This window comes from uncultured Bradyrhizobium sp., from assembly GCF_947648125.1.
GTDB lineage: Bacteria > Pseudomonadota > Alphaproteobacteria > Rhizobiales > Xanthobacteraceae > Bradyrhizobium.
Genome location: NZ_CANSMR010000008.1, coordinates 164,995 through 190,031, shown reverse-complemented (window position 1 = coordinate 190,031; position 25,037 = coordinate 164,995). Strand labels below are relative to the sequence as shown.

The 25,037-nt window shown below is 65.6% G+C and carries 21 protein-coding genes; 13 read left to right on the top strand and 8 right to left on the bottom strand.

Features of this window, described 5'->3' with window-relative positions; all coding sequences use genetic code 11:
* Window positions 1-8 precede the first annotated feature (8 nt).
* Genes nadA through nadC form a run of 3 tightly spaced genes read left to right on the top strand, consistent with a single transcriptional unit; the run spans window position 9 to window position 3,390 of the window.
* Window positions 9-995 carry a quinolinate synthase NadA gene (gene nadA, locus Q0030_RS17160; protein WP_298369240.1) on the top strand — a complete coding sequence of 329 codons (987 nt, stop codon included), beginning with the start codon at window positions 9-11 and terminating at the stop codon, window positions 993-995.
* Window positions 992-2,542 carry an L-aspartate oxidase gene (locus Q0030_RS17155; protein ID WP_298369237.1) on the top strand — a complete coding sequence of 517 codons (1,551 nt, stop codon included), beginning with the start codon at window positions 992-994 and terminating at the stop codon, window positions 2,540-2,542. The genes nadA and Q0030_RS17155 overlap by 4 nt, the downstream gene beginning before the upstream one ends.
* Window positions 2,539-3,390 (top strand): carboxylating nicotinate-nucleotide diphosphorylase, encoded by an 852-nt coding sequence (nadC, locus tag Q0030_RS17150; protein ID WP_298369234.1) that lies wholly within the window; start codon window positions 2,539-2,541, stop codon window positions 3,388-3,390. The genes Q0030_RS17155 and nadC overlap by 4 nt, the downstream gene beginning before the upstream one ends.
* A 21-nt stretch (window positions 3,391-3,411) precedes the next feature.
* Here the strand turns inward: nadC and Q0030_RS17145 are convergent, their stop codons facing one another.
* Window positions 3,412-4,497, bottom strand: a complete 1,086-nt coding sequence (locus tag Q0030_RS17145; protein ID WP_298369231.1) for a COX15/CtaA family protein — start codon at window positions 4,495-4,497, stop codon at window positions 3,412-3,414.
* Between the two features lie 97 nt (window positions 4,498-4,594).
* On the opposite strand from Q0030_RS17145, the gene Q0030_RS17140 reads away from it, so the two are divergent.
* Window positions 4,595-4,804 (top strand): DUF2842 domain-containing protein, encoded by a 210-nt coding sequence (locus tag Q0030_RS17140; RefSeq protein WP_050400909.1) that lies wholly within the window; start codon window positions 4,595-4,597, stop codon window positions 4,802-4,804.
* Here the strand turns inward: Q0030_RS17140 and Q0030_RS17135 are convergent.
* A complete protein-coding gene (locus Q0030_RS17135; RefSeq protein ID WP_298369226.1) occupies window positions 4,801-5,829 on the bottom strand; it encodes a polysaccharide deacetylase family protein in 1,029 nt (342 codons plus the stop codon). The genes Q0030_RS17140 and Q0030_RS17135 overlap by 4 nt on opposite strands.
* Before the next feature lie 167 nt (window positions 5,830-5,996).
* On the opposite strand from Q0030_RS17135, the gene Q0030_RS17130 reads away from it, so the two are divergent.
* Entirely contained in the window at window positions 5,997-7,190 is a 1,194-nt protein-coding gene (locus tag Q0030_RS17130; protein WP_298369224.1) for a GNAT family N-acetyltransferase, read from the top strand.
* A gap of 18 nt (window positions 7,191-7,208) precedes the next feature.
* Here the strand turns inward: Q0030_RS17130 and Q0030_RS17125 are convergent, their stop codons facing one another.
* Window positions 7,209-8,147, bottom strand: coding sequence for a LysR family transcriptional regulator (locus tag Q0030_RS17125; RefSeq protein WP_298369221.1), 939 nt, complete (start codon window positions 8,145-8,147; stop codon window positions 7,209-7,211).
* A 293-nt stretch (window positions 8,148-8,440) separates the two neighbouring features.
* Between Q0030_RS17125 and Q0030_RS17120 the strand changes: the two genes are divergently transcribed.
* Complete coding sequence (locus tag Q0030_RS17120; protein WP_298369218.1) at window positions 8,441-9,769, top strand: MFS transporter; 1,329 nt, start codon at window positions 8,441-8,443, stop codon at window positions 9,767-9,769.
* Between the two features lie 98 nt (window positions 9,770-9,867).
* On the opposite strand, the gene Q0030_RS17115 is transcribed toward Q0030_RS17120, so the two are convergent.
* Window positions 9,868-12,198, bottom strand: a complete 2,331-nt coding sequence (locus Q0030_RS17115) for a Wzz/FepE/Etk N-terminal domain-containing protein (protein WP_298369216.1) — start codon at window positions 12,196-12,198, stop codon at window positions 9,868-9,870.
* A 175-nt stretch (window positions 12,199-12,373) separates the two neighbouring features.
* On the opposite strand from Q0030_RS17115, the gene Q0030_RS17110 reads away from it, so the two are divergent.
* From Q0030_RS17110 to Q0030_RS17095, 4 genes are all read left to right on the top strand, one after another.
* Complete coding sequence (locus tag Q0030_RS17110; RefSeq protein WP_298369213.1) at window positions 12,374-13,006, top strand: polysaccharide biosynthesis/export family protein; 633 nt, start codon at window positions 12,374-12,376, stop codon at window positions 13,004-13,006.
* Between the two features lie 3 nt (window positions 13,007-13,009).
* Window positions 13,010-14,149 carry a glycosyltransferase family 4 protein gene (locus Q0030_RS17105; protein ID WP_298369210.1) on the top strand — a complete coding sequence of 380 codons (1,140 nt, stop codon included), beginning with the start codon at window positions 13,010-13,012 and terminating at the stop codon, window positions 14,147-14,149.
* Window positions 14,150-14,264: 115 nt separating this feature from the next.
* Window positions 14,265-15,806, top strand: coding sequence for an undecaprenyl-phosphate glucose phosphotransferase (locus tag Q0030_RS17100; RefSeq protein WP_298369207.1), 1,542 nt, complete (start codon window positions 14,265-14,267; stop codon window positions 15,804-15,806).
* Window positions 15,807-15,972: 166 nt separating this feature from the next.
* Window positions 15,973-17,241, top strand: coding sequence for an O-antigen ligase family protein (locus tag Q0030_RS17095; protein ID WP_298369205.1), 1,269 nt, complete (start codon window positions 15,973-15,975; stop codon window positions 17,239-17,241).
* On the opposite strand, the gene Q0030_RS17090 is transcribed toward Q0030_RS17095, so the two are convergent.
* Window positions 17,213-17,707, bottom strand: coding sequence for a MarR family transcriptional regulator (locus tag Q0030_RS17090; RefSeq protein WP_176535008.1), 495 nt, complete (start codon window positions 17,705-17,707; stop codon window positions 17,213-17,215). The genes Q0030_RS17095 and Q0030_RS17090 overlap by 29 nt on opposite strands.
* 127 nt (window positions 17,708-17,834) lie before the next feature.
* On the opposite strand from Q0030_RS17090, the gene Q0030_RS17085 reads away from it, so the two are divergent.
* A complete protein-coding gene (locus tag Q0030_RS17085) occupies window positions 17,835-19,031 on the top strand; it encodes an FAD-dependent monooxygenase (RefSeq protein WP_298369202.1) in 1,197 nt (398 codons plus the stop codon).
* Window positions 19,032-19,162: 131 nt separating this feature from the next.
* Here Q0030_RS17085 and Q0030_RS17080 read toward each other — a convergent pair whose 3' ends face one another.
* The 3 genes from Q0030_RS17080 to Q0030_RS17070 all read right to left on the bottom strand — a co-directional run bounded on the left by Q0030_RS17080 (window position 19,163) and on the right by Q0030_RS17070 (window position 22,101).
* Complete coding sequence (locus Q0030_RS17080) at window positions 19,163-20,338, bottom strand: saccharopine dehydrogenase NADP-binding domain-containing protein (RefSeq protein ID WP_298369199.1); 1,176 nt, start codon at window positions 20,336-20,338, stop codon at window positions 19,163-19,165.
* Between the two features lie 93 nt (window positions 20,339-20,431).
* Window positions 20,432-21,214, bottom strand: a complete 783-nt coding sequence (locus tag Q0030_RS17075) for a DUF169 domain-containing protein (protein ID WP_298369196.1) — start codon at window positions 21,212-21,214, stop codon at window positions 20,432-20,434.
* A gap of 92 nt (window positions 21,215-21,306) precedes the next feature.
* Window positions 21,307-22,101: a YdcF family protein gene (locus Q0030_RS17070; protein ID WP_298369193.1), complete on the bottom strand. Its 795-nt coding sequence runs from the start codon at window positions 22,099-22,101 to the stop codon at window positions 21,307-21,309.
* A gap of 66 nt (window positions 22,102-22,167) precedes the next feature.
* Between Q0030_RS17070 and Q0030_RS17065 the strand changes: the two genes are divergently transcribed.
* The gene (locus Q0030_RS17065) at window positions 22,168-23,109 is read left to right on the top strand and encodes an acetamidase/formamidase family protein (protein WP_298369190.1); all 942 of its coding nucleotides are present in this window, start codon (window positions 22,168-22,170) and stop codon (window positions 23,107-23,109) included.
* Between the two features lie 87 nt (window positions 23,110-23,196).
* Window positions 23,197-25,020 carry an AMP-binding protein gene (locus Q0030_RS17060; protein ID WP_298369188.1) on the top strand — a complete coding sequence of 608 codons (1,824 nt, stop codon included), beginning with the start codon at window positions 23,197-23,199 and terminating at the stop codon, window positions 25,018-25,020.
* Window positions 25,021-25,037 lie beyond the last annotated feature (17 nt).

The following is a 25,037-nucleotide window of genomic DNA, read 5'->3' as shown; positions in this document are numbered from 1 at the left end:
GAGTATAAATGGTTGCACTCGATACCGATGTTCTCACCCGCACCGCGCCGCTCTATGAGCGCGTCAAGCGCGTCATCCCACCGTTCGAATGGGCCACTTTCGCCGAGGACGTCGATGCGATCCTCGAACTGAAACGCCGCCGTAACGCAGTGGTGCTTGCGCACAACTACCAGACGCCGGAGATCTTTCACGGTGTCGCCGACATCGTCGGCGACAGCCTCCTGCTCGCGCGTGAAGCGACCAAGGTCGACGCCGATGTGATCGTGCTGGCGGGCGTGCACTTCATGGCCGAGACGGCGAAGCTGCTCAATCCGGCCAAGACCGTGCTGATCCCCGACCTCAAGGCCGGCTGCTCGCTGGCGGATTCCATCACGGCAGCTGACGTGCAGCTGATGCGCGCGCGCTATCCGGACGCGCCCGTGGTTGCCTATGTCAACACGTCGACCGCAGTGAAGGCGGAGTCCGACATCTGCTGCACGTCAGGCAACGCGCTCAGGATCGTGGAATCGCTCGGCGCCGAGCGGATCATCATGCTGCCGGATGAATATCTGGCGCAGAACATCGCCAAGCAGACCAGCAAGAAGATCATCGCCTGGAAGGGCCATTGCGAGGTGCACGAGCTGTTCACCGCCGATGACGTGCGTCAGCTGCGTGAGAACTATCCCGATGTCACCATCCTGGCGCATCCGGAATGCCCGCCCGAGGTGGTCGCCGAAGCGGACTTTTCCGGCTCGACCGCTGCGATGCAATCGTTCGTCGAGACCAAACGTCCGCCCCGGGTCGTGCTGCTGACAGAATGTTCGATGAGCGACAACATCGCGGCCCGCAATCCCGATGTCGACTTCGTCCGGCCCTGCAATCTCTGTCCGCACATGAAGCGGATCACGCTGAAGAACATCCGCCACGCGCTGGAGACCAATCAGCACGAGGTCACGATCGACCCAGAGATCGCCGAGCGCGCGCGCAAGAGCGTCGAAAGGATGCTGGCGATATGAGTATTGATATCTCCGATCTCAACGGCCGCCCGGTGATCGTCGGCGGCGGCGCCGCGGGGCTGATGACCGCGCTGCAGCTCGCGCCCGAGCCGGTCGTGCTGCTGTCGAAATCGCCGCTCGGCGCGGAAGCCTCCAGCATGTGGGCGCAGGGCGGACTTGCCGCGCCGGTCGGCGCGGATGACACCCCTGCCCTCCATCTCGCCGATACGCTCGCGGCGGGCGCCGGCCTCTGTGATGCGGCCGCAGCATCCCGGATCGTTGATGCCGCGCCGGCCGCCGTGGAGCATTTGGCCGAGCTCGGCGTCGCCTTCGACCGGCGCGCCGACGGCAGCTGGCGTCTCGGGCTCGAGGCCGCGCACGGGCGCAACCGCATCGTGCACGCCACCGGCGACGGCACCGGGCGCGAGATCATGCGCGCGCTGATCGCGGCGGTCCGTCAGACGCCATCGATCACCTTGCTGGAAGGCGTGGAGGCGCGGCGGCTGCTGGTCGAGGACAATGCGGTTAGGGGCGTGCTCGCAGCCAGCGACCGCGGCGCGTTGACGATCGCGACCAACCGCGTCGTGATCGCGACCGGCGGCATCGGCGGGCTGTTTTCAGACAGCACCAATCCGGGCGGATGCTTCGGCCAGGGGCTCGCGCTCGCGGCGCATGCCGGCGCAAGACTGTCGGACCTCGAATTCGTCCAGTTTCATCCGACCGCCTTCGATGGGCCGTCGCGGCCGATGCCGCTGTTGACCGAGGCGATCCGCGGCGACGGCGCGACCCTGATCGACGAGACCGGCCGACGCTTCATGGCCGATCAGCCCGGCGCCGAACTTGCGCCACGGGACATCGTCGCACGGGCCGTCTGGCGCCATCGCGCCGCGGGACACCGCACCTTCCTCGATGCGCGCAAGCATCCGGGTGCGGATTTCGCGCAGCGCTATCCCGTGATCAGCGCGTTCTGCAAGATGGCCGGCATCGATCCCGCCACGGATCCGATCCCGATCCGGCCGGCGGTCCACTACCACATGGGCGGCATCGCGGTTGACGGCCATGGCCGCAGCACGGTGCAGGGCCTGTGGGCCTGCGGCGAGGCCGCGCGCACCGGGCTGCACGGCGCCAACCGGCTCGCCAGCAACTCGCTGATGGAAGCGATCGTCTGCGCGCGCTGGGTCGCCGAAAGCATCGAAGGCGTCAGCGCGGGTCCGCGCGCGATGCTGAGCGACGACACGATGCCGGCCGCCTCCGATCCCTCTGCCGTACGTCCGATCCTCACCCAGGGGCTCGGTGTGCTGCGCGACCACGACGGCATCGCACGCGCGATCCGCGGCCTCTATCCGCTCGCGCGCAGTCCCGGTACGGCATCCGACGCAGCACTGGTCGGATTGATGATCGCGGTCGCCGCAATCCGGCGTGAGGAAAGCCGCGGCGGTCATTTCCGCACCGATTTCCCGCACACTGCTCTGTCGGCGGCCCCGTCTTCCCTCACCCGTGCCGAGGCGCTCGTCGCTGCGCACGACATCGTTGAATCCAAGCTACCAGCCAGGAGTGCCCGCTTATGACCCTCAATCCCCTGTTGCCGCTGCTGTATGAGCCGATCGTGCAAACCGCCTTGCGCGAGGATCTCGGCCGCGCCGGCGATATCACGGCAGACGCCATCGTGCCGGCCAGCCAGCAGGCCCGGCTGGTAATGCGGGCGCGGCAGCCGGGCGTGATCGCCGGGCTCGACGTGGCGCGCACGGCCTTCCAGACGGTGTCGCCGGCGATCGAGCTGCGCGCCGAGCGGCCCGACGGCAGTGCGGTCGAACCCGACCAGGTCATCGCGATCATCGACGGCCCCGCCCGCAGCCTGCTCACCGCGGAGCGAACCGCGCTCAACTTCCTCTGCCACCTGAGCGGCGTCGCGACCGCAACCGCCACGCTCGTCAAGGCCGTCGCAGGCACCCGCGCGCAGATCGTCTGCACCCGCAAGACCACGCCGGGACTGCGCGCGCTGGAGAAATACGCGGTCCGCGCCGGCGGCGGCGGCAATCATCGTTTCGGTCTCGACGATGCCGTGCTGATCAAGGACAACCACATCGCGCTCGCCGGCGGCATCCGCACCGCGGTCGAGCGTGCCAAGGCCAATACCGGCCATCTGGTGAAGATCGAGGTCGAGGTCGACACGCTGTCGCAGCTCGAGGAGGCGCTGGCGCTCGGCGTCGACGCGGTCCTGCTCGACAACATGACGACCGAGCAGCTCAGTCAGGCGGCGGCGATGGCGCGCGGCAAGGCACTCACCGAAGCCTCCGGCCGCATCACGGCCGCAACCGCCGGAGCGATCGCCGCCACCGGCGTCGATTTGATCTCGGTCGGCTGGGTGACCCACAGCTCGGCCGCGCTCGATATCGGGCTCGACTATCTGTCCTGATGGATCAGCCGGGTTGATGGATCAAAGCGACTGGCCGACCGGAACGAGGGTCGGCTGGTCCCGTTCGGTGCGGCGCGCCGCGAAGCGCTCGGCCTGCAACACCGCCAATGTCAGCACGACGATCGCGACCGCCTGGTGCGTCAGCGCCAGATCGATCGGCACCTGATGCAGCAGCGTCAGGATGCCGAGCGTCGCCTGTACCGTGATTGCCGCAACCAGCCACCAGGCACCCGCGATGACGGCACCGCCGGCGCGCGCGCGCACGGCATCGATCGCATGCGCGATCGCCAGCGCGAACAGCAAATACGCGGTCATGCGATGCTCGAACTGCACCGTCAGCGTGTTGTCGAACAGATTGCGCCACCACGGCGTCTCGAACCAGAGGCGGTCAGCCGATGGAATCAAGCCGCCGTCGATCTCGGGCCAGGTGTTGTAAACCCTGCCCGCGCGCAGACCCGCAACCAGCGCGCCGAAATAGAGCTGCACGAAGGTGAGCACGAGCAGCACCGCGCTCGTGATCTTCAGCCTGAGCGGCGCGATCACCGACGGACGGTCCGTCAAGCGCCGCAGCGTCCAGACGATCGCCGCGAAGATCAGAAGCGCCAGCACCAGATGCGTCGCCAGCCGATACTGTGACACCTCGACGCGCTCGGAGAGACCGGACGCCACCATCCACCAGCCGACGCCGCCCTGCAGCGCGCCGAGGCCAAAGATCACCCACAGCCGCCGGCCGAGCTCGCCGCTCACCGTGCCGCGCCACAGGAAGTAAAGGAACGGCAGCAGATAGGCGGCGCCGATCACCCGGCCGAGCAGCCGGTGGCTCCACTCCCACCAGAAGATCGTCTTGAATTGCGCGAGCGTCATCCCTGCGTTGAGCTCGCGATATTGCGGGATGGCCTTGTAGCCCTCGAAGGCCTTCGTCCATTGCGCCTCGGTCAGCGGCGGCAGCGCGCCGGTCACCGGCTTCCATTCGACGATCGACAGGCCGGACTCGGTGAGCCGCGTGGCGCCGCCGACCAGGACCATCAGCGCGATCAGGGCGGCGACCGCGATCAGCCAGATCCTGACCGCGCGGAGCTGCGATGGTTGTGCGGAAATACCGGCCATTTCGCCCTGACTTGATTGGATTTTCGGGCCCCTTATAGTCCGGCCCGCCCGCGGCGCAAGCGCTGCCGAGATCACGAGTCATACATACATATCCGCCATGGCCATACGCACCCGCAAATTGCTCGGAACCATCGCCCTGCTCATCCTGGTCGTGGTGTGGTCACTGCTTGGCATGACGGTGGCCCAGACCCCGTGGCTCGCCAATTCGGGGCTGCTCCAGGCCATCTTCTACGTCGTCGCTGGCCTCGGCTGGGTGCTGCCGGCGATGCCGATCGTTTCCTGGATGTCGCGGCCCGACCGCGCCTAGATCGCGCCGTCGTCGCGCGCATGCCGCGTCGGCCGAACCGGTGCGAACATCACGCCCGAGAGCAGCACGCGCATCATCCGCAGTGAGCGGACGCGGCCGTCCCATGCGATGCGTGGCAGTGCGTGGAGATTAGTGCGTCCCTGCGCCTCAACCACCCCTGATATGGTCGACACCGCACTGGCGAAGCCGGCCTCCTCGGCCATCACGACATGCGGACGGCGGAACGCTTCGCGGTCCCCGAAGGGGAATGCGAAATGTCTGATCGGCCGCCGTAGCGCGCTTTCGGCAACTGCTTTTCCCATCGCCATCTCGCGCTGGGCGTCGCCGTCCCTGAGGCTCGACAGCGCCGGATAGTTCACGGTGGCGCTGCCAAACGTCACGTTCGGATCGGCCGCGAACTTCGCCAGATCCGTCCAGTCGAGCGAGGCACTGCGTGACAATTGCGCCGCATCGGCCGAATAGCGCCGGCCGAGATCGTTCACCGCATAGGACAGATCAGGCGGCGACAACTTGCGCAGCCAGCCGGACAGGAAATCGAACAGCTCGTATTTGTCCGACAGGCTCGAGACCACGAAGTGTCGCTCCCTGCCGTCGACTATCAGGCTGATGCGGTTCTCGCGCGCGATGATGTCCTCGAGCACCAGCCACCACGCATTGCCCACGCCGTCCGGGAAGGCCGTCGGCAAATAGAGGGTAAAGGGGACGCCGTGCCTTGCGAGCACGGCATAGCCATGCGTGACGAAGTCCTTGCTGGCGCCGTCGAAGGTCAGGCAGGCAAAGCGGCGGCGCCCCGGCATGGTCACCGCGCGGCGGCAGGCCTCGTCGATCCCGACGATGTCGTACTTCCAGCGCTTCAGTGCGCGGACCGTACGATCGAGGAAGGCCGGCGTGATCTCCTGCGACCTCAACGGCTGGAACCGGGCCCGGCGTGCGGGACGCACGCGCGCGAAGCGCAGGATCACGCCTGCGCCCCCGGCCTCGCGTTCCCGCAACCTGAAGGCACCGCTGAACCAGGCGAGCTCCATCCGGGCCCGCCGCAAAATCCTGTTCTCCGGCGCCAAAGTCCCCGCCTCTGCCCGGCGGTTCCCACACACCGCCGCGGCATTGTTATTACTCTTTGTTGACATTTCCCTGCGAAGGTCGGCCGCAGCCGAGACCTGTAAATTAATACCTTAAAAATTTAGGTTCCGAGATGATCATGGCGGCGGCAGTTGAAGGCCAGACGGCGGAGACGCGACCATGGCCGAACGCAATTCGCGTCGCCGGCGTCGACATCTTTCATGACCTCACCGCGGCCGAAGCGACCTGGCGCAGTCTCGAAACACCGCAACACAGCTACACGCCCTATCAGCGCTTCGATTTCCTCGCCAACTGGCAACGCCAGGTCGGCGAGCGCGAAGGCCTGCGGCCCTTCATCGTCGTAGCTCATGACAGCGAACGCCGTCCGCTGCTGCTGTTGCCGCTCGCCGTCGAGCAGCGCCTCGGTGCGAGCTGCGCGAGCTTCATGGGCGGCAAGCATGCGACCTTCAACATGGCGCTGTACGACAAGGACTTCGCCGCCAACGCAACCGAGGCCGACATCACGGCCCTGACCGGATTGATCGCCGAGCGGTCCCGCGTCGACGCGCTCGTGCTGTGTCAACAGCCGCTGCGCTGGCAGGACCAGCCCAATCCGCTGGCGTTGCTGCCGCATCAGGCCTCTGTGAACGACTGCCCGCTGCTGGTGATCGAGCCCGGCGCGGCACCCGCTGCGCTGATCAGCAATTCGTTCCGCCGCCGCCTCAAGGGCAAGGAGCGCAAGCTGCAGCCGTTGCCCGGCTACCGTTATCACGTCGCGGCCGACAGCGCCGACGTCTGCCGCCTGCTCGACTGGTTCTTCCGTGTCAAGCCGCAGCGCATGGCCGAGCAGAAATTGCCCGATGTATTCGCCGAGCCCGGCGTCGAGCAGTTCATCCGCAGCGCCTGCCTCGCGCCGCGCGCCGACGGCAAGGGCTATGCGATCGACATCCACGCGCTGGAGTGCGACGAGGAAGTGATCGCGATCTACGCCGGCGTCTCCGACGGTCATCGCTTCTCGATGATGTTCAACACCTACACGATGTCGGCCAATTCCAAGTTCAGCCCCGGCCTGATCCTGATGCGCGACATCATCGATCGCCATGCCGGCCTGAACTACCGCGCCTTCGACCTCGGCATCGGCTCGGACGAGTACAAGCGGCTGTTCTGCAAGGACGACGAAGCGATCGTCGACAGCTTCGTTCCGCTCAGCCTGCGCGGCAAGCCGGCGGCAAGCGCGCTGGCGGCCATCAGCCGCGCCAAGCGCGCCGTGAAGCACAATCCGGCGCTGTTCGAGATTGCGCAGAACCTGCGCAGCATGTTCCGCTGAGAACGCCTGCGGTACGTGCTAAGCAGATGAGCCCTCGGACAGCTGCCGTCCGCTCTCGACGCTGAGCCGCATCATTGCATCGAACACCAGCATCGCGGCCGGCGACAGCGCCCGCTTGCGCAGCTTGATCAGCCCATAACTCTCGAGCATCAGCTGGTCGCGGATGCGCAGCATCTTGAAGCGCTGCGGATCGAGCAGATCGAAGATCAGCAAGGGCACCGGCACGATCGCGTCGATGCCTGCAGCAATTCCGATCGACGCGGAGAACGATTCGGTATTGATCATGCGCTGCGGCGGCGCAATGCCCCGGCTGTAGAACAGCCGCTCGAGCGCCTGGCGCATGAAGGATTCCCGCGGCTGGGAAATCCATTGCAGGTCGACCGTGTCTTCCAGATTGACGCTGTCGAGCGCGGCCAGCGGATGCTCGGCGCGAACCAACAGGCCGGCCTGCTCGGCGCCGATCTCGTGATAATCGAACTGTCCGGGATCAACGCCGGCGGGTATCCGCGCAACGATGAAATCGAGTTCAAGCGCGAGCAGCCGCGCAACCAGCGGCGGGCTGGTGCTGACATCGAGTGAAATGTTGACCCGATGCAGCTTCTCGCCGAGATACTGCATCACATCGACGACCAGGTCGATGCTGGGCTTGGCGACCGTTCCGACCGATACGGTGCCGAGCTCGCCGGACCGGTAACCGGCGAATTCATCGGTGACCCGGTCAAGGTCCGCAAGGACACTCCTGCCGCCCCGGATCAGGATCGAGCCGTAGGCGGTCGGCTCGACGCCGCGCGCGGTCCGCTCGAACAACGGAACCCGCGCCACGGCCTCGATCTCGGCCAGCATCTTGGATGCAGCCGATTGGGTGATGTTGAGCCGCTCGGCGGCCAGCTGCAGCTTGCGCTCGCTGTCGAGCGCCACCAGCAGGCGCAACTGGCGCAATTTCAGATTATTGATCACTGCCCGCCACCATCCTGGCTCTTGATTCTATTTCGACGCGTTTTCCTGCCGCGAACCGGCATCCACTTCGCTGGAAAACGCTCCAGGGTTCCCGCGTTCATACCGCGGTGCATCATGACGGTTTCGCCGTGGCTCCATTCCCAAATGCCATTAGTCACGCGGCGGTCGATTACACAACAATGAATGCAATACTTGCAAGGGCAAGGCGGCGGACCGCTGCGGCTGCACGAAGGTGCCGCCCGGACAGCGCGATCACCGTGCGCCGAATCGAAAAACCGGAAGGGATGGGAACGATGAGCGACGATGTCGAGAAGCGCGCAATCGGAAAGATGATGCGGCGGCTGATTCCGTTCCTCATCCTGTGTTACTTCGTGGCCTATCTCGATCGCGTCAATGTCGGCTTCGCCAAGCTGCATATGAACACCGCGCTTGGGCTCAGCGAGGCTGCCTACGGACTCGGTGCGGGCCTGTTCTTCGTCGGCTATTTCTTCTTCGAAGTGCCCTCCAACATCCTTCTGGAACGGTTCGGCGCGCGGCGCTGGATCGCCCGCATCATGATCAGCTGGGGCATCGTCTCGGCGGCATTCGCCTTCATCCCGCAGATGTCTGCGGCGAGCGGCCTCTCGAGCGAATGGATCTTCTACTTCCTTCGCCTGCTGCTCGGCGCCTGCGAGGCCGGCTTCTTCCCCGGCATCATCTTCTATCTGACGCTCTGGTTCCCGACGATCTATCGGGCCCGCGTCATCAGCCTGTTCATGCTCGCAATCCCGATCTCCAGCATCATCGGGGCGCCGATCTCGGGCCTGCTGCTCAACCTGTCCGGAGGCGGTCTGACGGGGTGGCAGTGGCTGTTCATCTGCGAGGCGCTGCCGTCGGTCCTGGTCGGCTTCGCCGTGCTGGCGATGCTGCCTGACTTCCCGCGTCAGGCAAGCTGGCTGCAGCCCGACGAGATCAAATGGGTCCAGAATACCCTTGAGATCGAGCGGCAGAAGAAGGAAGCGGTGGAGCACATCTCGGTGATGCAATCGCTCACCGACTCGCGGGTGCTGGCCTGCGCCCTCGTCTACTTCTGCCTCAACGCCGCCAGCTACGGCGTCGCGTTCTTCCTGCCCACCATCATCAAGGCGTTTGGCGTCACCGACACCCAGACAGGCTTCATCGCCGCCCTGCCCTTCGTGTTCGGCGCGGTCGGCATGGTGCTGCTCGGCCGCCATTCCGACAAGACCGGTGAGCGGCGCTACCATGTCGCCGGCGCACTCGTGCTCGCCGCCGTCGGCATTGGCCTCGCCGGACTGGTCTCCAGTCCCGTGCTGATCATCGGCCTGCTCTGCGTTGCGCAGATCGGCGTTTCGGCGGTGCCGCCGATGTTCTGGCCGATGCCGGCCAGCATCCTGAACGGCGCCTCGGCCGCAGCGGGCATTGCCGCGATCAACTCGCTCGGCAATCTGTCAGGCTTCGCGGGCCCGTTCGCCATGGGCTATCTGAAGGACCTGACCGGTGGATTCACTGCAGGCCTGCTGCTGCTTGCGGTCGTCGGCCTGATCGGCGCTCTCGTCACGATCAGGCTGCGGATCGACCCGGTCCTCGAGCGGGCCGCGCGCGAGCCGATGCTGGCGCACTAGCGCATGATCCGGAAAAGTGTGAAGCGGTTTTCCGAAAAGATCATGCGAAAATAAAGGGCCGGAGCGCGATGAATTTCACCGCACTCCTAAGACGAGGTTCAGGCCGCCACGACGCGTGGACCCGTCGCGACCGTTTCCGATGGCGCGCAGGGCTTGCTCAGCATCGTCACTTCGGAGAAGCCGACGGCCCTGAGCTGATCGACCATCGAGCGGCGGGCATCCTGCGCCATGCTGGCGTCGGGCACGACGATAGCTTGCGCCTTCGCGGTCAGCAGCTCGGCCGGCAGGTCGACGGCCGAGCCGGCGTCGAGCAGCACGTGATCGTAGACCCGGAGCAGCGCATCGATCGCAAGCGCCAGCCGGGGTGATTGCAGATGCGAACGATCGAAGCCCGGACGCCCGGCGCTGACGATCTGAACCCGTGACTGCCGATCCTTGGTGATGATCTGCGCGAAGGTCGCCTCGCCCTGCATCAATTCGGCAAGGCCGGGCGCACCGGGATCGACCGTGGCCGCCGTGAGCACCGGTGAAGACGCGACGAGATCGACCACCACGACCTTGGCCTGACGCGCCATCAGACGGGCCAGCGTCAACGCGGTCAGCGTGACGCTCTCGGCGGCCGCCGGGCCGAGCACCGTGACCTTGTGGGCGGCGGGACCGGCCGCGACGAGACGCTCTGCCAACTCCTCGATCTCGTTGGCCGTCTGGGCGGGCGCGGGCTGCGGCTCGCTGGTGACCGGTTCATATGCAACTGCGGGTTCGGGCCTCAGATCAGGCTCTGGCGACAGGCTGGGGGCGAGCGGCGATGCGAGCGCAGGTTCAGGCGGCAGCGTCGGCGCCTGCTCGATCGCTGCGGTCTCCATCACCGGCTCGCGGCGCCGGATCACTGCGGCGGCCGGTGCGAAGGCACGGCCCACCGCGCCGGGAGCGGAGATGCGCAGCAGCTCGCCGGTGATGATGATGCCGGACGACAGCAACAGCGTCGCCAGCGTGGCGATCAGCACGATCGGCAGTTTCTTCGGATAGGCCGGCGTGTTCGAGACCGTGGCGCGCGAGATGATGCGGCCATCGGTCGGTGCCGCCTCAATGTTCTCGCGTGCGGTCGCCTCGCGATACTTCGCGAGATAGGCTTCCAGCAGATCGCGCTGCGCCTTGGCTTCACGCTCGAATCCGCGCAGCTGGACGTCCTGGCTGTTGCTCGACGACGCCTGCTTCTTGGATTGATCCAGGCCCACCTGCAGCGCCTGGACGCGGCCATCGGCGACGCGGGCGTCGTTGTCGAGCGAGCGCGATATCTTGCCGGCTTCCTCGCGCAGTTGGCGGTCGAGGTCGGCGATCTGCGCCTTCAGTTCCTTAATGCGCGGATGGTTGTCGAGCAGCGTCGACGACTGCTCGGCGAGCTGCGCGCGCAGTGTGCCGCGCTGTTCGGCGAGCCGGCGGATCAGCTCGGAATTGAGCACTTCCGAAGCCTCGATCGGCTTGCCGCCCTGAAGCATCTCGCGGATCAGCCGCGCCTTGGTCTCGGCATCCGCCTTCAGCGCGCGGGCGTTGTTGAGCTGCGTGTTCAGCTCGCCCATCTGCTGGTTCGACAGCGGGATGTTGTTGGTGCCGACGAACAGGCTCGACTTGGAGCGGAATTCCTCGACCCGCGAATCTGCGTCAGCGACCTTGCCGCGCAGCTTGTCGATCTCGCCCAGCAGCCAGGTGCTGGCGGACTTGGCCTGGTCCTGCCGCGCCGCCTGCTGCAGCACGAGATAGCCATCGGCGATCGAGTTGGCGACGCGCGCCGCAAGCTCGGGATCCTCCGACTGGAATTCGATCACCATGACGCGCGACTTGTCGACCGCATAGGCCTGGAAGCGCTCGTAATAGGAATCGAGCACCCGCTCTTCCGGCGTCAGGCTGAACGGGTCACGGCCGATGCCGAACAGCGCCAGCAGCGACTTCAGCGGGGAAAAGCCCCGCAGCACCGGATCGAATTCGGGGCGCTCGGCGAGCTTGTTCTTCTTGATGATGTCGCGGGCGAGATCGCGCGACAGCAGCAGTTGCACCTGGCTCGTCACGGCTTCGGCGTCGAGCGAGGTGCGCTCCAGGTCGCGCTCGCCGTTCGGGCGCAGGAAGGCATTCTCGCGATTGTCGATCAGGATTCGCGCTTCCGACTTGTAGCGCGGCGTCACGACATTGACGGCAGCAAGCGACACCGCAAACACGAGCACGGTCGGCACGACGATCCAGCTTCGCTTGCGCGCCAGCGCGCGTCCGAGCATATGCAGATCGAGATCCGTCGCCTCTGGACGCGCCGGCTTGTCATGAGTTGATATCGACGAAACCGGCTTCGCAACGGCTTCATCGGCAACGGGCGCAGACTTCGGCAATGCCCGTTGCACCGCGGCCTTTTCCTTGCCTCTACGCCAGAATGCAAAACGCATAACGAACTCCCGCGGACACCGCGATTCCATCTCAATGGCGGCGATTACAGTCCATTAAGGTTGCTGCTGGGTTAATCGGCGGAGTTGACGGATGCGGCGGCCACCACCGGCCCGTCATCGTTTGTTAACCATGAGTGCCGTTAATCAACGCCGATATTGTTGCGGGATTCCTCACATGCGCGATCTGCGCGCTCCCCTCGTTTGTCTGATTGCTGCGCTCGCGCTGTCGGGCTGCATGGGCCGGACGTCGCCGGTTGCCGGTGACCCGGCCCTCGATTCGATGGCGTATGGGCAGCCAGCCTTTGCTGCGCCCGCACCGATGGCCTATGCCGACCCCGCGCCGACGCGCGATGCCTACAATCTCGGCCCCGGCGACAGGCTTCGCATCGTGGTCTATGGCCAGGAAGGCCTGACCAATTCCTATGCGATCGATGCAGCCGGCGCGATCACGATGCCGCTGATCGGCTCGGTGCCGGCACGCGGCCGGACACCTGCCGGGCTTGCCGCCGAGATCGCCGCACGGCTGCGCAACGGCTTCATCCGCGAGCCTTCGGTGGCGGTCGAGATCGAATCCTACCGGCCATTCTTCATCCTCGGCGAAGTTCAGGCCCCCGGCCAATATCCCTACGTGCCTAACATGACGGTCGAGAGCGCGGTGGCTATCGCCGGCGGCTTCTCGCCGCGCGCCAGGCGCGACGAGGTCACCCTCACCCATACCGACGCATCGGGCGCCGGCCGCTTCGTCGTTCCACTGGGCACGCCGATCGGGCCCGGCGACACCGTCTTCGTCGGCGAACGCTGGTTCTGATCGATGGCACAGGATCAAGATCAGGCACGGCCGCTCCGCATCCTGCACGTCGTCCGCGCCCCGGTCGGCGGCATCATTCGTCACATCCTCGATGTCGCCAACGGCCAGATCGAGCGCGGGCACCATGTCGGCATCGTCGCCGACAGCCTGACCGGCGGCACGCGTGCTGACGCGGTCCTCGCCGAGATCGAACCGTGCCTCAAGCTCGGCGTCCACCGGGTGGCTATTCGCCGCGAACCGCGCTTTGCCGATTTCTTGGTCTGGGCGCATATCGCCGGCCTGATCCGGAAGCTGAAACCCGATGTCGTGCATGGTCATGGCGCCAAGGCCGGCGCCTATGTCCGGCTGCGGCGGCGATCGGACAAGGTGATCCGGGTCTACACGCCGCATGGCGGCTCGCTGCACTATCCGCTCGATACCTGGAAGGGCCGCTTCTACAGCCAGCTCGAGCGCACGCTGATGAACAGCACTGACCTGTTCCTGTTCGAGAGCGCGTTTGCCCGCGACACCTACCAGCGCACCGTGGGCAAGCCGTCAGGCCTCGTCCGCTGCGTCTTCAACGGCGTGACGTCGGAGGAATTCGAACCAGTCGGGAAGGCCGACGACGCCTCCGACGTGGCCTATGTCGGCGAATTCCGGCGCATCAAGGGCGCCGACCTCCTGATCGATGCGGTGGCGAAACTGCGCGCCGAGGGCAAGCCGGTGACGCTGACGCTCGGCGGCGACGGCGAGGAGTTCGAGCGGCTCAAGGAGCAGGTGAAGCGGTTGTCGCTCGGCGATGCCGTTCGCTTCATCGGCCACGTCAAGGCGCGCTACGGCTTCTCGAAAGGCAAGGTTCTGGTGGTCCCCTCGCGTGGCGATTCGATGCCTTATGTGGTGATCGAGGCCGGCGCCGCCGGTGTTCCGATGATCGCCGCCAATGTCGGCGGCATCCCGGAGATCTTCGATACCCACACCGACGCTCTATTTGCGCCCAGCAATGCCGGCGCGATGGCCGACGCCATCAAGGCCGCACTCGACAATCCCACGGCGACCGCGGCACGCGCGCAGAGACTGCGCGAGCGGATTTCCGAACATTTCTCGCAAAGCGCGATGGTCGAGGGCGTGCTGGCCGGCTATCGCGACGCATTTGCCAAACGTTAACCATTTCTTGCACACGTAACCGTTTCTTCCGATTTGTCCCCTTAACTCGCGTCCAGGGGAATTTCGGTGCTGCGCGCGGATGCCCATCTGCACGCGCGGGAATGGACGTGGACTCGTGGAACCGCTTAACGCACGCTCGATGCTGGATGCCGCTGCGTCTGCGACGGCCGCTCAGCCGCAGGTCGAACGCCGCCGCCGCCTGTCGCCGGCCGCGCTCGCCGTTACCAATCAGAAAGTTCGCAGCGCCTACTCGCCGGTCGTAATCGCCGGCGCGGTTCGCCTCGCCGATTTCGTTCTGCTCAGCCTGGTCGGCGTCGGGCTCTATTTTGCCTATGTCAGACCGCATGCCGGCGACATCCATTGGGGCTATATCGCGTCGATCCTCGGCATGTCGGCTGCGGCGGTGGTCTGCTTCCAGGCCGCGGACATCTACCAGGTCCAGATCTTCCGCGGCCAACTCCGCCAGATGACGCGGATGATCTCGTCATGGGCGTTCGTGTTCCTGCTGTTCATCGGGGTCTCCTTCCTGGTCAAGCTCGGCGGCGAGGTCTCGCGGGTCTGGCTGTCGTCGTTCTTCTGCGTCGGCCTCGCAGTGCTGATCGCCGAACGGCTGGTGCTGCGCTCGATGGTGCGCGCCTGGGCACATGACGGCCGGCTCGACCGCCGCACCATCATCGTCGGCGCCGACCAGAACGGCGAGAAGCTGATCGAGGCGCTCAATGCCGACGATGATTCCGACATCCACGTGCTCGGCGTGTTCGACGACCGCAATGACGCCCGCGCCATGGAGACCTGCGCCGGCTCACCGAAGCTCGGCAAGGTCGACGACATTGTCGAATTCGCCCGCCGCACCCGCGTCGACCTCGTGCTCTTTGCGCTGCCGATCTCGGCGGAGACCCGCATCCTGGAGATGCTGAAGAAGCTCTGGGTGCTGCCGGTCGACATCCGCCTGTCGGCTCATACCAACAAGCTGCGCTTCCGCCCCCGCTCCTATTCCTATGTCGGCAAGGTGCCGACGCTCGACGTGTTCGAGGCGCCGATCACCGACTGGGATCTGGTGCTGAAATGGCTGTTCGACCGCGTGGTCGGCGGCCTGGCCCTGCTTGCGGCGCTGCCGGTCCTCGGGCTGGTGGCGCTTGCGGTGAAGCTCGACAGCCCCGGCCCGGTGCTGTTCCGCCAGAAGCGCTTCGGCTTCAACAATGAGCGGATCGACGTCTACAAGTTCCGCTCGCTCTACCATCACCAGGCCGATCCGACCGCCTCCAAGGTCGTGACCAAGAACGATCCGCGCGTTACCCGCGTCGGCCGCTTCATCCGCAAGTCCTCGCTCGACGAATTGCCGCAGCTGTTCAATGTCGTGCTGAAGGGCAATCTCTCGCTGGTCGGCCCGCGTCCGCACGCGGTGCAGAGCAAGCTGGAAAACCGCCTGTTCGACGAGGCCGTCGACGGTTACTTCGCGCGCCACCGCGTCAAGCCCGGCATCACCGGCTGGGCGCAGATCAACGGCTGGCGCGGCGAGGTCGACACCGACGAGAAGATCCAGAAGCGCGTCGAATACGACCTCTACTACATCGAGAACTGGTCGGTGCTGTTCGACCTCTACATCCTGCTCAAGACCCCGTTCTCGCTGCTGACCAAGAGCGAGAACGCGTACTGAGAACTGCCGTCATTGCGAGCGCAGCGAAGCAATCCATATCGCAGCTCGGGGATAGGTGGATTGCTTCCGCCTTCGCCAAGGCTTCGGCGGACAAGTCGTCGCTTTGGATCCTGTGAAGGCGAAGTAGCGTACTGAATGTTGTTGTATCGAGTTGCGTGAGTATCCGATGGCCTATGCGGCGACAGCCGGGACGTCCCATTCGCCGACATCAGCGCCGTCGGGCGTGCTGGCGCTGCAGCGGGCGCTGGTGTGGCTCGCCGGTGCCTCGATCGCCATCGTGTTCATCGAACCGAGCCCGTATGAACTCGTCACGCTGACCGCCTGCGTGCTTTTCTTTGCCACGGGCCTGCGCATGCAGCTCGTGTTCATGCCGCTGTTGTTCGCGCTGATCGTGCTCAATGTCGGCTACAGCATCGGCGCGGTGCCGTTCCTCGACAAGCCGGAGGTCGTGAACTGGGTCCTCACCTCCTGGTACATGGCCGTTACCGTCATCTTCTTCGCAATGGTGATGTCGGAGGATACCGAAGCCCGGCTCGACATGCTGCGCCGCGGCCTGATCGTCGGCGCGATGATCGCCTCGCTTGCGGGCATCGCCGGCTACTTCCATCTGGTGCCCGGCGGCTATGATCTGCTGACGCTGTATGACCGCGCCCGCGGCACTTTCAAGGATCCCAACGTGCTCGGCGCGTTCCTGATCCTGCCGGCGCTGTTCACGCTGCAAAGCGTGGTCTCCGACCGCTTCGGCAAGGCATTCCGCAACGCCATCGCCTTCGGCATCATTTCGCTTGCGATCCTGCTGTCGTTCTCCCGCGCCGCCTGGGGCGGCCTGATCGTCACCGCGGCCTTCATGCTGGCGCTGATGGTGTTCACCAGCCGCTCGCAGGCGCAGCGCTCGCGCATCATCGTGATGACTCTGATCGCCGCGATCCTCGCCGTCGCGCTGGTCGCGGTGCTGCTGTCGATCGGCTCGGTCGCCGACATGTTCAAGCAGCGCGCGAGCTTCGACCAGAGTTACGACGAAGGCCGCTTCGGCCGGTTCGGCCGCCACATCCTCGGCGCCCAGATGGCGCTCGAGCTGCCGTTCGGCATCGGGCCGCTGCAATTCCACACCTACTTCCCCGAAGACACCCACAACTCCTTCCTCAACGCCTTCATGTCGGGCGGCTGGATCTCGGGCATCTGTTATCCGGCGCTGGTGTTCGTCAGCGCGATCATCGGCTTCCGCTACGTCTACAAGCGGGTGCCGTGGCAACGCGACTATCTGGCGATCTTCTCGGCATTCCTCGGCATCGCCGGCGAGAGCTTCATCATCGATACCGACCATTGGCGGCATTTCTGGATGATGCTGGGCACGATGTGGGGCATGTACGCGGCCACCGAGCGCACCCGCGCGACACCGGCCGAGGTCAGCGACGAGACTTCGGCGGCAGCTTGAGCTCGGCGCGCTGCTCCGGCGGCATGTCGATCACCGCCTTCAACGCGCCCGTCGCTTCCAGCACGCCCTTGTAGCCGTCATTGGCGAAGCGCAGCAGCAGCCGCAGTTCGTCGTCGGTATAGCGGCTCCAGAGCTTGAGCATCGCCTCCTGCATCGGCACGTAGAACTTGCCGATCTCCGCCGCCTTTTCCTCGACCACCGAGATGAAGACCTTGCGGCGGTCGCTCTCGTCCCGCTCGCGGCGCACGTAACCCGCCTTCTCCAGACGATCGACCACGCCGGTGATCGCGCCGGTGGTCAGCCCGGTGACTTCGGCAAGACGCCCCGCGGTCACGCGCCCCTCAAGGTGGAGGATGTCCATGCATTCCATATCGGAATTGGAAATTCCGGCCATGTTTGCAACGGCTTGGCCATACATCACGCCCTGCGCGGATGACCGGCGCATCGCCTCCTCGAGTTCCTGCATCAGCGCTTCGCGCGACTTCGCACTTGACAAAGCTGCTCCTATATCTTACTCGCCTAATATCTTATATACTAAGATAATTAGCAAATGACCTTTCGTAGGTATCCCACACGGATGCATGGAGCAAGGCATGACCTCACGTCCCCGTAAAGCTCTGATCATCGGCGCCGGCATCGCAGGTCCGGTGACCGCGATGTTCCTGACCCGCGCCGGCATCGAGGCCGAGCTCTATGAAGCATGGCCCTACTCCACCGGAATCGGCGGCGGCTTGCAGATCGCACCGAACGGCATGCATGTGCTGGCGGAGCTCGGCCTCGCCGACGAACTGATCCGCAGCGGCTCGATCGCGGAGTCGTTCGATTTCTATTCGCAGGCCGGCAAGAAGCTCGGCTCGCTCAATCAGAACATGCAGCAGCGCTTCGGCCAGCCCGCGGTCAACATGTGCCGCGCGACGCTGAACGAGACGCTGATCGACAAGGCCTGGGGCTCCAACGTCTCGGTGTTCTTCGAGAAGAAGCTGGTGAAGATCGAGGATCGCGGCGACCAGCCGGTCATCGCCTATTTCAACGACGGCACCACCGCCGAAGGCGATTTCGTGATCGGCGCCGACGGCGTGCATTCGGCGGTGCGGCGGCACGTGATCCCCGATGGCCCGACGCCGTTCGACACCGGGCTGATCGGCTTCGGCGGCTTCGTGCCACGGGCCATGTTCGAGCGGTTGCCGATCGGTCAGAAGGTGGAGACGACGTTCGGGCAAAGCGGCTTCTTCGGCTACGGCCTGTGCAGCCCCGATCCCGACACGGGTGGGATGTGGTGGAGCACGCAGCCGTCGCACGGCATGACCGCGGCGGCCTACCGGCTGCAGAGCCAGGATGCGATCAGGCAGCATCTGCGCGATTTCCACGCCGGCTGGCACGCGCCGATCCCCGATATCATCGAGGCCGCCGAGAACATCGTGGTGACCGATACGCTCGACGTCGCGACGCTGCCGACCTGGTCGCGCAAGCGCACGCTCCTGATCGGCGATGCCGCGCACGCCACCAGCCCGCATGCCGGCCAGGGCGCGTCGCTCGCGCTGGAGGACGCGCTGCGGCTCGGCATCCTGATGCGCGACGGCCAGGAGCTCGGCCTGACGTTCCAGGCCTTCGAGCACGAGCGGCGCCCGCGCGCCGAGAAGATCGTGGCAATCGCCCGCCGCAACGGCAACAGCAAGCGCGAGTTCGGCCCGACCGGCGCCTGGCTGCGCGATCACTTGCTGAAGCTGCTGCTGCCGGTGTCGTCCAAGGGCATGGACTTCATGTACGCGTACAATCCGCGCGCGGCGTAGCCTCGGCTGTCATCACCCGCGCATGCGGGTGATCCAATATTCCAGAGACAGCAGTGCTTGAGCCGAGAGGCTGCGGCGTACTGGATCGCCCGGTCGAGCCGGGCGATGACACGGAACAAGGGGACGCGAAGTTACTTCTCGACCTCGAACGTCAGCCCGGCGTGATCGACCAGGCGTTTGATAAGCTTGTGCTGCATCGCCGCTCCCGGCGTCCAGAAGCCTGCCGACACATCTGGCGCGTCGCGCAACAGGCAGATCGCGCATTCCGAGATCATCTTCGAGGTCGAACCGTAGCCGGGATCACGATCGCCCTTGATGCCGGCGCGCACCATGCGGCCGTCGGGCGCGACCGCGAGATAGAGCAAATCGTAGCGGCCGTTCTCGCGCTCTTCCTTCGACGGCCCCTCGCCCGGCTTCGGCGCGCTCGGACCGGTCTTCTCCGAATTCAGCGCCATCACGCGTTTTGCATTGGCCTCGCCCTTCTCGCCGGGACCGGTCAGGACCATCTCGTCGTAGACGAACTCCTTGCCGTAGGGGAAGCCCATCAGCATGTTGGAGCGATGCACGTTGCGTGTGTTGATCAGCGCCATCATGAACGGCGCGGTCCATGAGTGCAGGTCGTCCTCATAGGCCGGCTTGCTGCCGCGCGGCTGCCTCACGCCCTCGAAGCCCGGCGTCAATGCAAACGGATTGTTGAGGATCGCAACCAGGCTCAAATCCTTGGCGACCGCATCGAAGGTTGCCTTGGCGCTCGCGGCGGTGCCGCCGGACAGCGTGCCGCGCATGTCGCGCACCCGGCCCTTGACGCGCTGCGCCGGCGCACCGAACACCCGCTTGGCTTCCTCCTGGACAAAGAAGGCGCCGAGTTCGAACGGCACGGAATCGAAGCCGCAGGAGAACACGATCCGCGCGCCGCTGGCCTTTGCGGCGGCCTCGTGCTTGTCGATCATCTGCCGCATCCAGACCGGCTCGCCGCAGAGATCGAAATAGTCGGTGCCGCTGTCCACGCAGGCCACGATCAGCTCATTGCCATAGAGCTGATACGGACCGACCGTCGAGATGACCGACTTGGTCTGCGCCAGCATCGCCTTCAGCGACATGGCATCGCTGGCGTCGGCGACGATCAGCGGCGTGTCGGCGGGCGCACCGATCGCATCACGAACCGAGGTGAGCTTGTCCTTGCTGCGCCCGGCCATCGCCCATTTCAGGCTGCCGTCGCGATAATGCGCCGCGAGATATTCGGCGACGAGCTGGCCGGTGAAGCCGGTCGCGCCATAGACGACGATGTCGAGTTTCGACGAGGACATGGATCAGGCTCCCTGCGCAGCAAAATGGGCGCCCCTTTTGTCATCGCGGGCGCGGCGACGCAATCAGCTATTTCTTGCCGCTATTTCCTGCCGCTATTTCTTATAGGACACGCCCATGCCGGCGCGCACGTCGGCCTGGATCCCATAGGGTGCGATCGGGTAGCGCAGGCCGTTCTTGGCGAGTTGCTTCATCCCCGCGATCGCCTTCACCAGATAGGCCGGCGGCAGCGCCATCAGCATCTCCTCGTCGGGCACGCCGCCATAGCGGCGCTCGGCGAAGCACGGCAGCGACAGGCTCGGCTCGCCGGTCTTCAGCGCCCGGCCCCACGAATCCGCGCACGCGGTTTCGCCGACCACGCCCCACTCGAACTTCTTGTAGCCGGTGTACTGCAGCCCGTTGATCAGGATGATCATCTGCCCCGGCGTCGCGTAGACGAGGCAGATGTCGGGCGGATTGAGACGTCCGCTGGTCAGCGGGCTCACCGCCATCGCCTGGTACTGACCGTAAGGCACCACGTCGAGCGCCTCCTGGCGCTTGCGCGCGTCTTCTGCCGTGCCGTGCCAGACGCCGACATAATTCTCGCCGGCAAGCCACTTCTCGTCCTGCGGCGCGAGCCCGATCACCGCACGGCATTGCGCGCCGACCAGATCATCCCCGGTGATGCCGACGGTCCAGCCGAGCCGCGAGGCCATGCTGACGATCTGGTCCGTGGTGTGAACCGCCGATGGGCGGCGGATCTTAGGGATCGCCTCCATCTCCTCGACGCGTGCGAACATCTTGATGCCGATGACCGTGGTCTTCAGCCGCAGCAGGTTGTTCAGGTCGGCCACGATTGCAGAGAGGTCGAACTGTTCCGGCGGTGTCTGCTGTTGCATGGCGAAAACTCCCGTGATCGGCGGCTTGGCGCCGCCTGTTGATTTGATGTTAGCCGGATTGGCGGAGGGAAGCGACAAGGTCGTGGCTGACCTCAACGTGCAGCCGGTCCCGGCAGCAAATCGTCGGTCTTGCCCGCCAGATGATAGGCCATGAGCCCGATCCACTCCCGCGTGCCGAGATCGGTGCGCGACAGGCCCTCGACCGCCAGCGTCGCGAAACCCATGACATTGCCGACGCGCCAGTCGACCGGATAAGCCTCGACGTTAAATCCCGCCTTGCGGAACAGCCCGACCGACCTCGGCATATGATAGGCCGACGTCACAAGCAACCAGCGCTCACCCGGCTTGGGATCGACCAGCGCCTTGGAGAATTCGGCATTCTCCACTGTGTTGCGCGAGCGGCGCTCGATGATCAATCGCGATTTGGCAATGCCGAGGCTCTCGAACACCTCGGCGGCGTAGTCGGCTTCGCGCGCGTCGTTCGAGATCAGGTTCGCGCTGCCGCCGGTGAACACGAGGCGCGCGTTCGGATATCTGCGCGCAAGCGCCGCCGCCGCGATCACGCGATCCGCCGCAGTGCGCACCACCGGGGTGCCATGCGCAACTGACAGATCGGCATCGATCGAGCCGCCGAGCACGATGATGCCGTCGGGCGCGCCGCGCGAAGCGTCCCATGGTGGAAAGCGCTGCTCCAGGGTGGAGATCAGGACATTGCCGAGCGGCGAGAAGCCGCAGATCGCGAGCAGCAGCAGCGAGCCAATCATCAACCTGCGGCCGAGCCGGGCAAACCGCGTCAGCAGCAGAACGGCGCCGATCACGCCGATACCGATCAGGAAATTGATCGGCAGCAGCATGATGCCGAGCGTCTTGGAGAGCACAAAAAACAAGGGAAGCCTCTGCGAAGTTCTGCTACAGCGTCATATGCTGCCGGGAATGCAATAAAAAGAAGTCACATGACCCATCATCATCTGAAGTCCAGTCCCGAAACCTGCCATTGGGGCTTCTTCGAAGCAAAGCTGAAACCGGTCCTGACCGTCGCGAGCGGCGACGAGGTGACGATCGAGACCGTCAGCGGCGGCCCCGATGTGGTGCCCGACCGCGGCAAGTTTGTCGTGCCTCCGGAGCTCGACGACATTCATGCGAAGTGCGAGCGGATGGTGCCCGGGCACATCCTGACCGGCCCGATCGCCGTCAGCGGTGCCGAGCCCGGCGATGTGCTCGAGGTCGATATTCTCGACGTCCAGCTCCGGCAGGACTGGGGTTACAATCTGATCAAGCCGCTGTCCGGCACCCTGCCCGACGATTTCCACGAGACCCGCATCCTCAACATCCCGCTCGATCGCGCGCGCATGGTCGGCCGCATGCCTTGGGGGCTCGACCTGCCGCTGAAGCCGTTCTTCGGCGTGATGGGCGTGTCGCCGCCGCCGGCCTGGGGCCGCATCTCCTCGCTGATCCCGCGCGCGATGGGCGGCAATCTCGACAACAAGGAGCTCGGCGCCGGCGCCAAGCTTTATCTGCCGGTGTTCGTGCCGGGGGCGCTGTTCTCGTGCGGCGACGGCCATGGCGTGCAGGGCGACGGCGAGGTCTGCGTCACCGCGATCGAGACCGCGCTCACCGGCCGCTTCCGCCTGACCCTGCGCAAGGACCTCAAGCTCGCCTATCCGCGCGCCGAAACCGCTGACCATTACATGACCATGGCGATGGATCCCGATCTCGACCAGTGCGTGGTGCGGGCACTGCGCGACATGATCGTGCTGCTCGGCGAGAAGCGCAATCTGTCGCGCGAGGACGCCTATACGCTGTGCAGCCTGGCCGCCGACCTGCGCGTGACGCAGACCGTCAACGGCTCCAAGGGCATTCACTGCATGATCGCCAAATCGGTGGTTCACGGCTGACGGCCGGTCGATAAGCCGCACTTGTGTTCCGCAAGTGCGGCTCGATACAATCCCTGTCCCAACGAACAAAAATGGACGGGGACGGATATGCTGAAGGACAGGCTTTCGCCGGCCGACGAGGCTGTGCGCGACGAGGAGATGCAGGAGACGCTCGCCGCCTGCCCGCGCATCCTCGATCTCATTGCCCGCGGCCCGCAGGGCGCGCCCGACGCCGAAGCCGCGATCTACCTGCGTTCGCCGCTCGATCCCAATCCGGTCGTGATCTCGAACGATCATCTGATGGGCTGCATCAAGGCGGCCGAGAACTATTTCCGCGGCCAGGGCATCGGCAAGGACGACGCGGTCGCCGTCCTGGTGCCGGCGTGCCCGGCGACCGTGGTCGCGATCTTCGGCGCAGCTGCCTGCGGTGTCGCCGAGCCGCTCAATTTGCTGTTCACGCGCGAAGCGATTGTCGCGCAGCTCAACGCCATCAAGGCAAAACTGTTGCTGGCGCCGCCGCCGGGCATGCCGGGCGGCCTCTATGAGCGGGTCGAAGGCTTGCAGCGCGAGGTGCCGTCGCTCCGGCGCATCGTGATCGTGCCGCTCGACGGCAGCATTGCGTTCGACGGCGAGCTGCTGCGGCCCGATCCTGCGTGGCGCGACGACTACGGCAAGTCGAAGGACATGAGCGAGGCCGACCGGGTCGCGGTGATGCTGCCGACCGGCGGCACCACAGGTCATCCCAAGGTAGCGCGGCTCACCAACCGCGCGATGGTCGCCTCCACCGTGTCCTCGCGCATGGCGCTCGACTTCCATCGCGGCGAGCGCGCGATGATCACGATGCCGCTGTTCCATGTCGGAGGCCTGTTCTGCACGACGGCCAATTGCCTTTCCGCCGGCACGACCATCTTCATCCCCGGCCCGGCCGGTGCCCGCGATCCGTCGCTGATCACGCATTTCTGGAAGATCGTCGAGAAATACCGCGTCAATATCTCCGGCAACGTGCCGACCACGCTCGGAGCGCTGGCCGACATCCCGGTCGCGGATAGCGACATCTCGACCCTGCGCGTCACCGCCACCGGCGCCTCGATCTGCCCGCCGGAGATCGAACGGCGTTATCTTGCGACCTGGGGCGGCGCCTGCATCCAGCAGCTCTACGGCATGACCGAGCTCGCCGGCGCCATCACACACGACGTGCACGGCGTGAAGCCGCGCGCCGAGAGCGTCGGCACCCGCAATCCGCTGGTCGAGCTCGCGATCCTTGACGGCGGCAAGCTGCACACCGGGCCGTGGCCCTCGCCGGTCGGCGAGCTCCTGACCAGGGGTCCGCAGGTGTTCGCCGGTTACGTCGACAAGAAGCAGACAGAGGAGGCGTTCCGCGACGGCTGGCTGCGCACCGGTGACATCTGCCGGATCGACGCCGACGGCTTCGTCTACATCCTGGGCCGTGCCAAGGACGTCATCATCCGCGGCGGCCACAACATCGACCCGCGCGCGATCGAGGATGCCGCACTAGGGTTTCCGGGCGTGGCGCTGGCCGCGGCCGTCGGGCGTCCCGACAGCTATGCTGGTGAAGTGCCGATGCTGTTCGTCTCGGCGCAGCCCGGCGCCCATATCGATCCGAACGCGCTCGCCGCCTTCGTGCAGGACAACATCCTGGAGCCGCCGGCGCGGCCGCGCGTGGTGTCAGTGATTCCGGAGATGCCGGTCACGCCGGTCGGCAAGATCTTCAAGCCGAAGCTGCGCGAGATCGCCGCCGGCGAGGCCGCGCGCGAGCTGCTGGCGCGGGAAGGCCTGTCCGGCGTCAGTGTCGAGGCCATCACCGACCCATCCCGCGGGCTGTACCTGAGTGTGAGCGCGCCTGCGGACAAAGCCGAAACGGCTGAGCGGCTTCTCAAGAAGTTCCCGGTCAAGGTCGAGTTGCGATCCTAACATCCTCATTCGTCTAG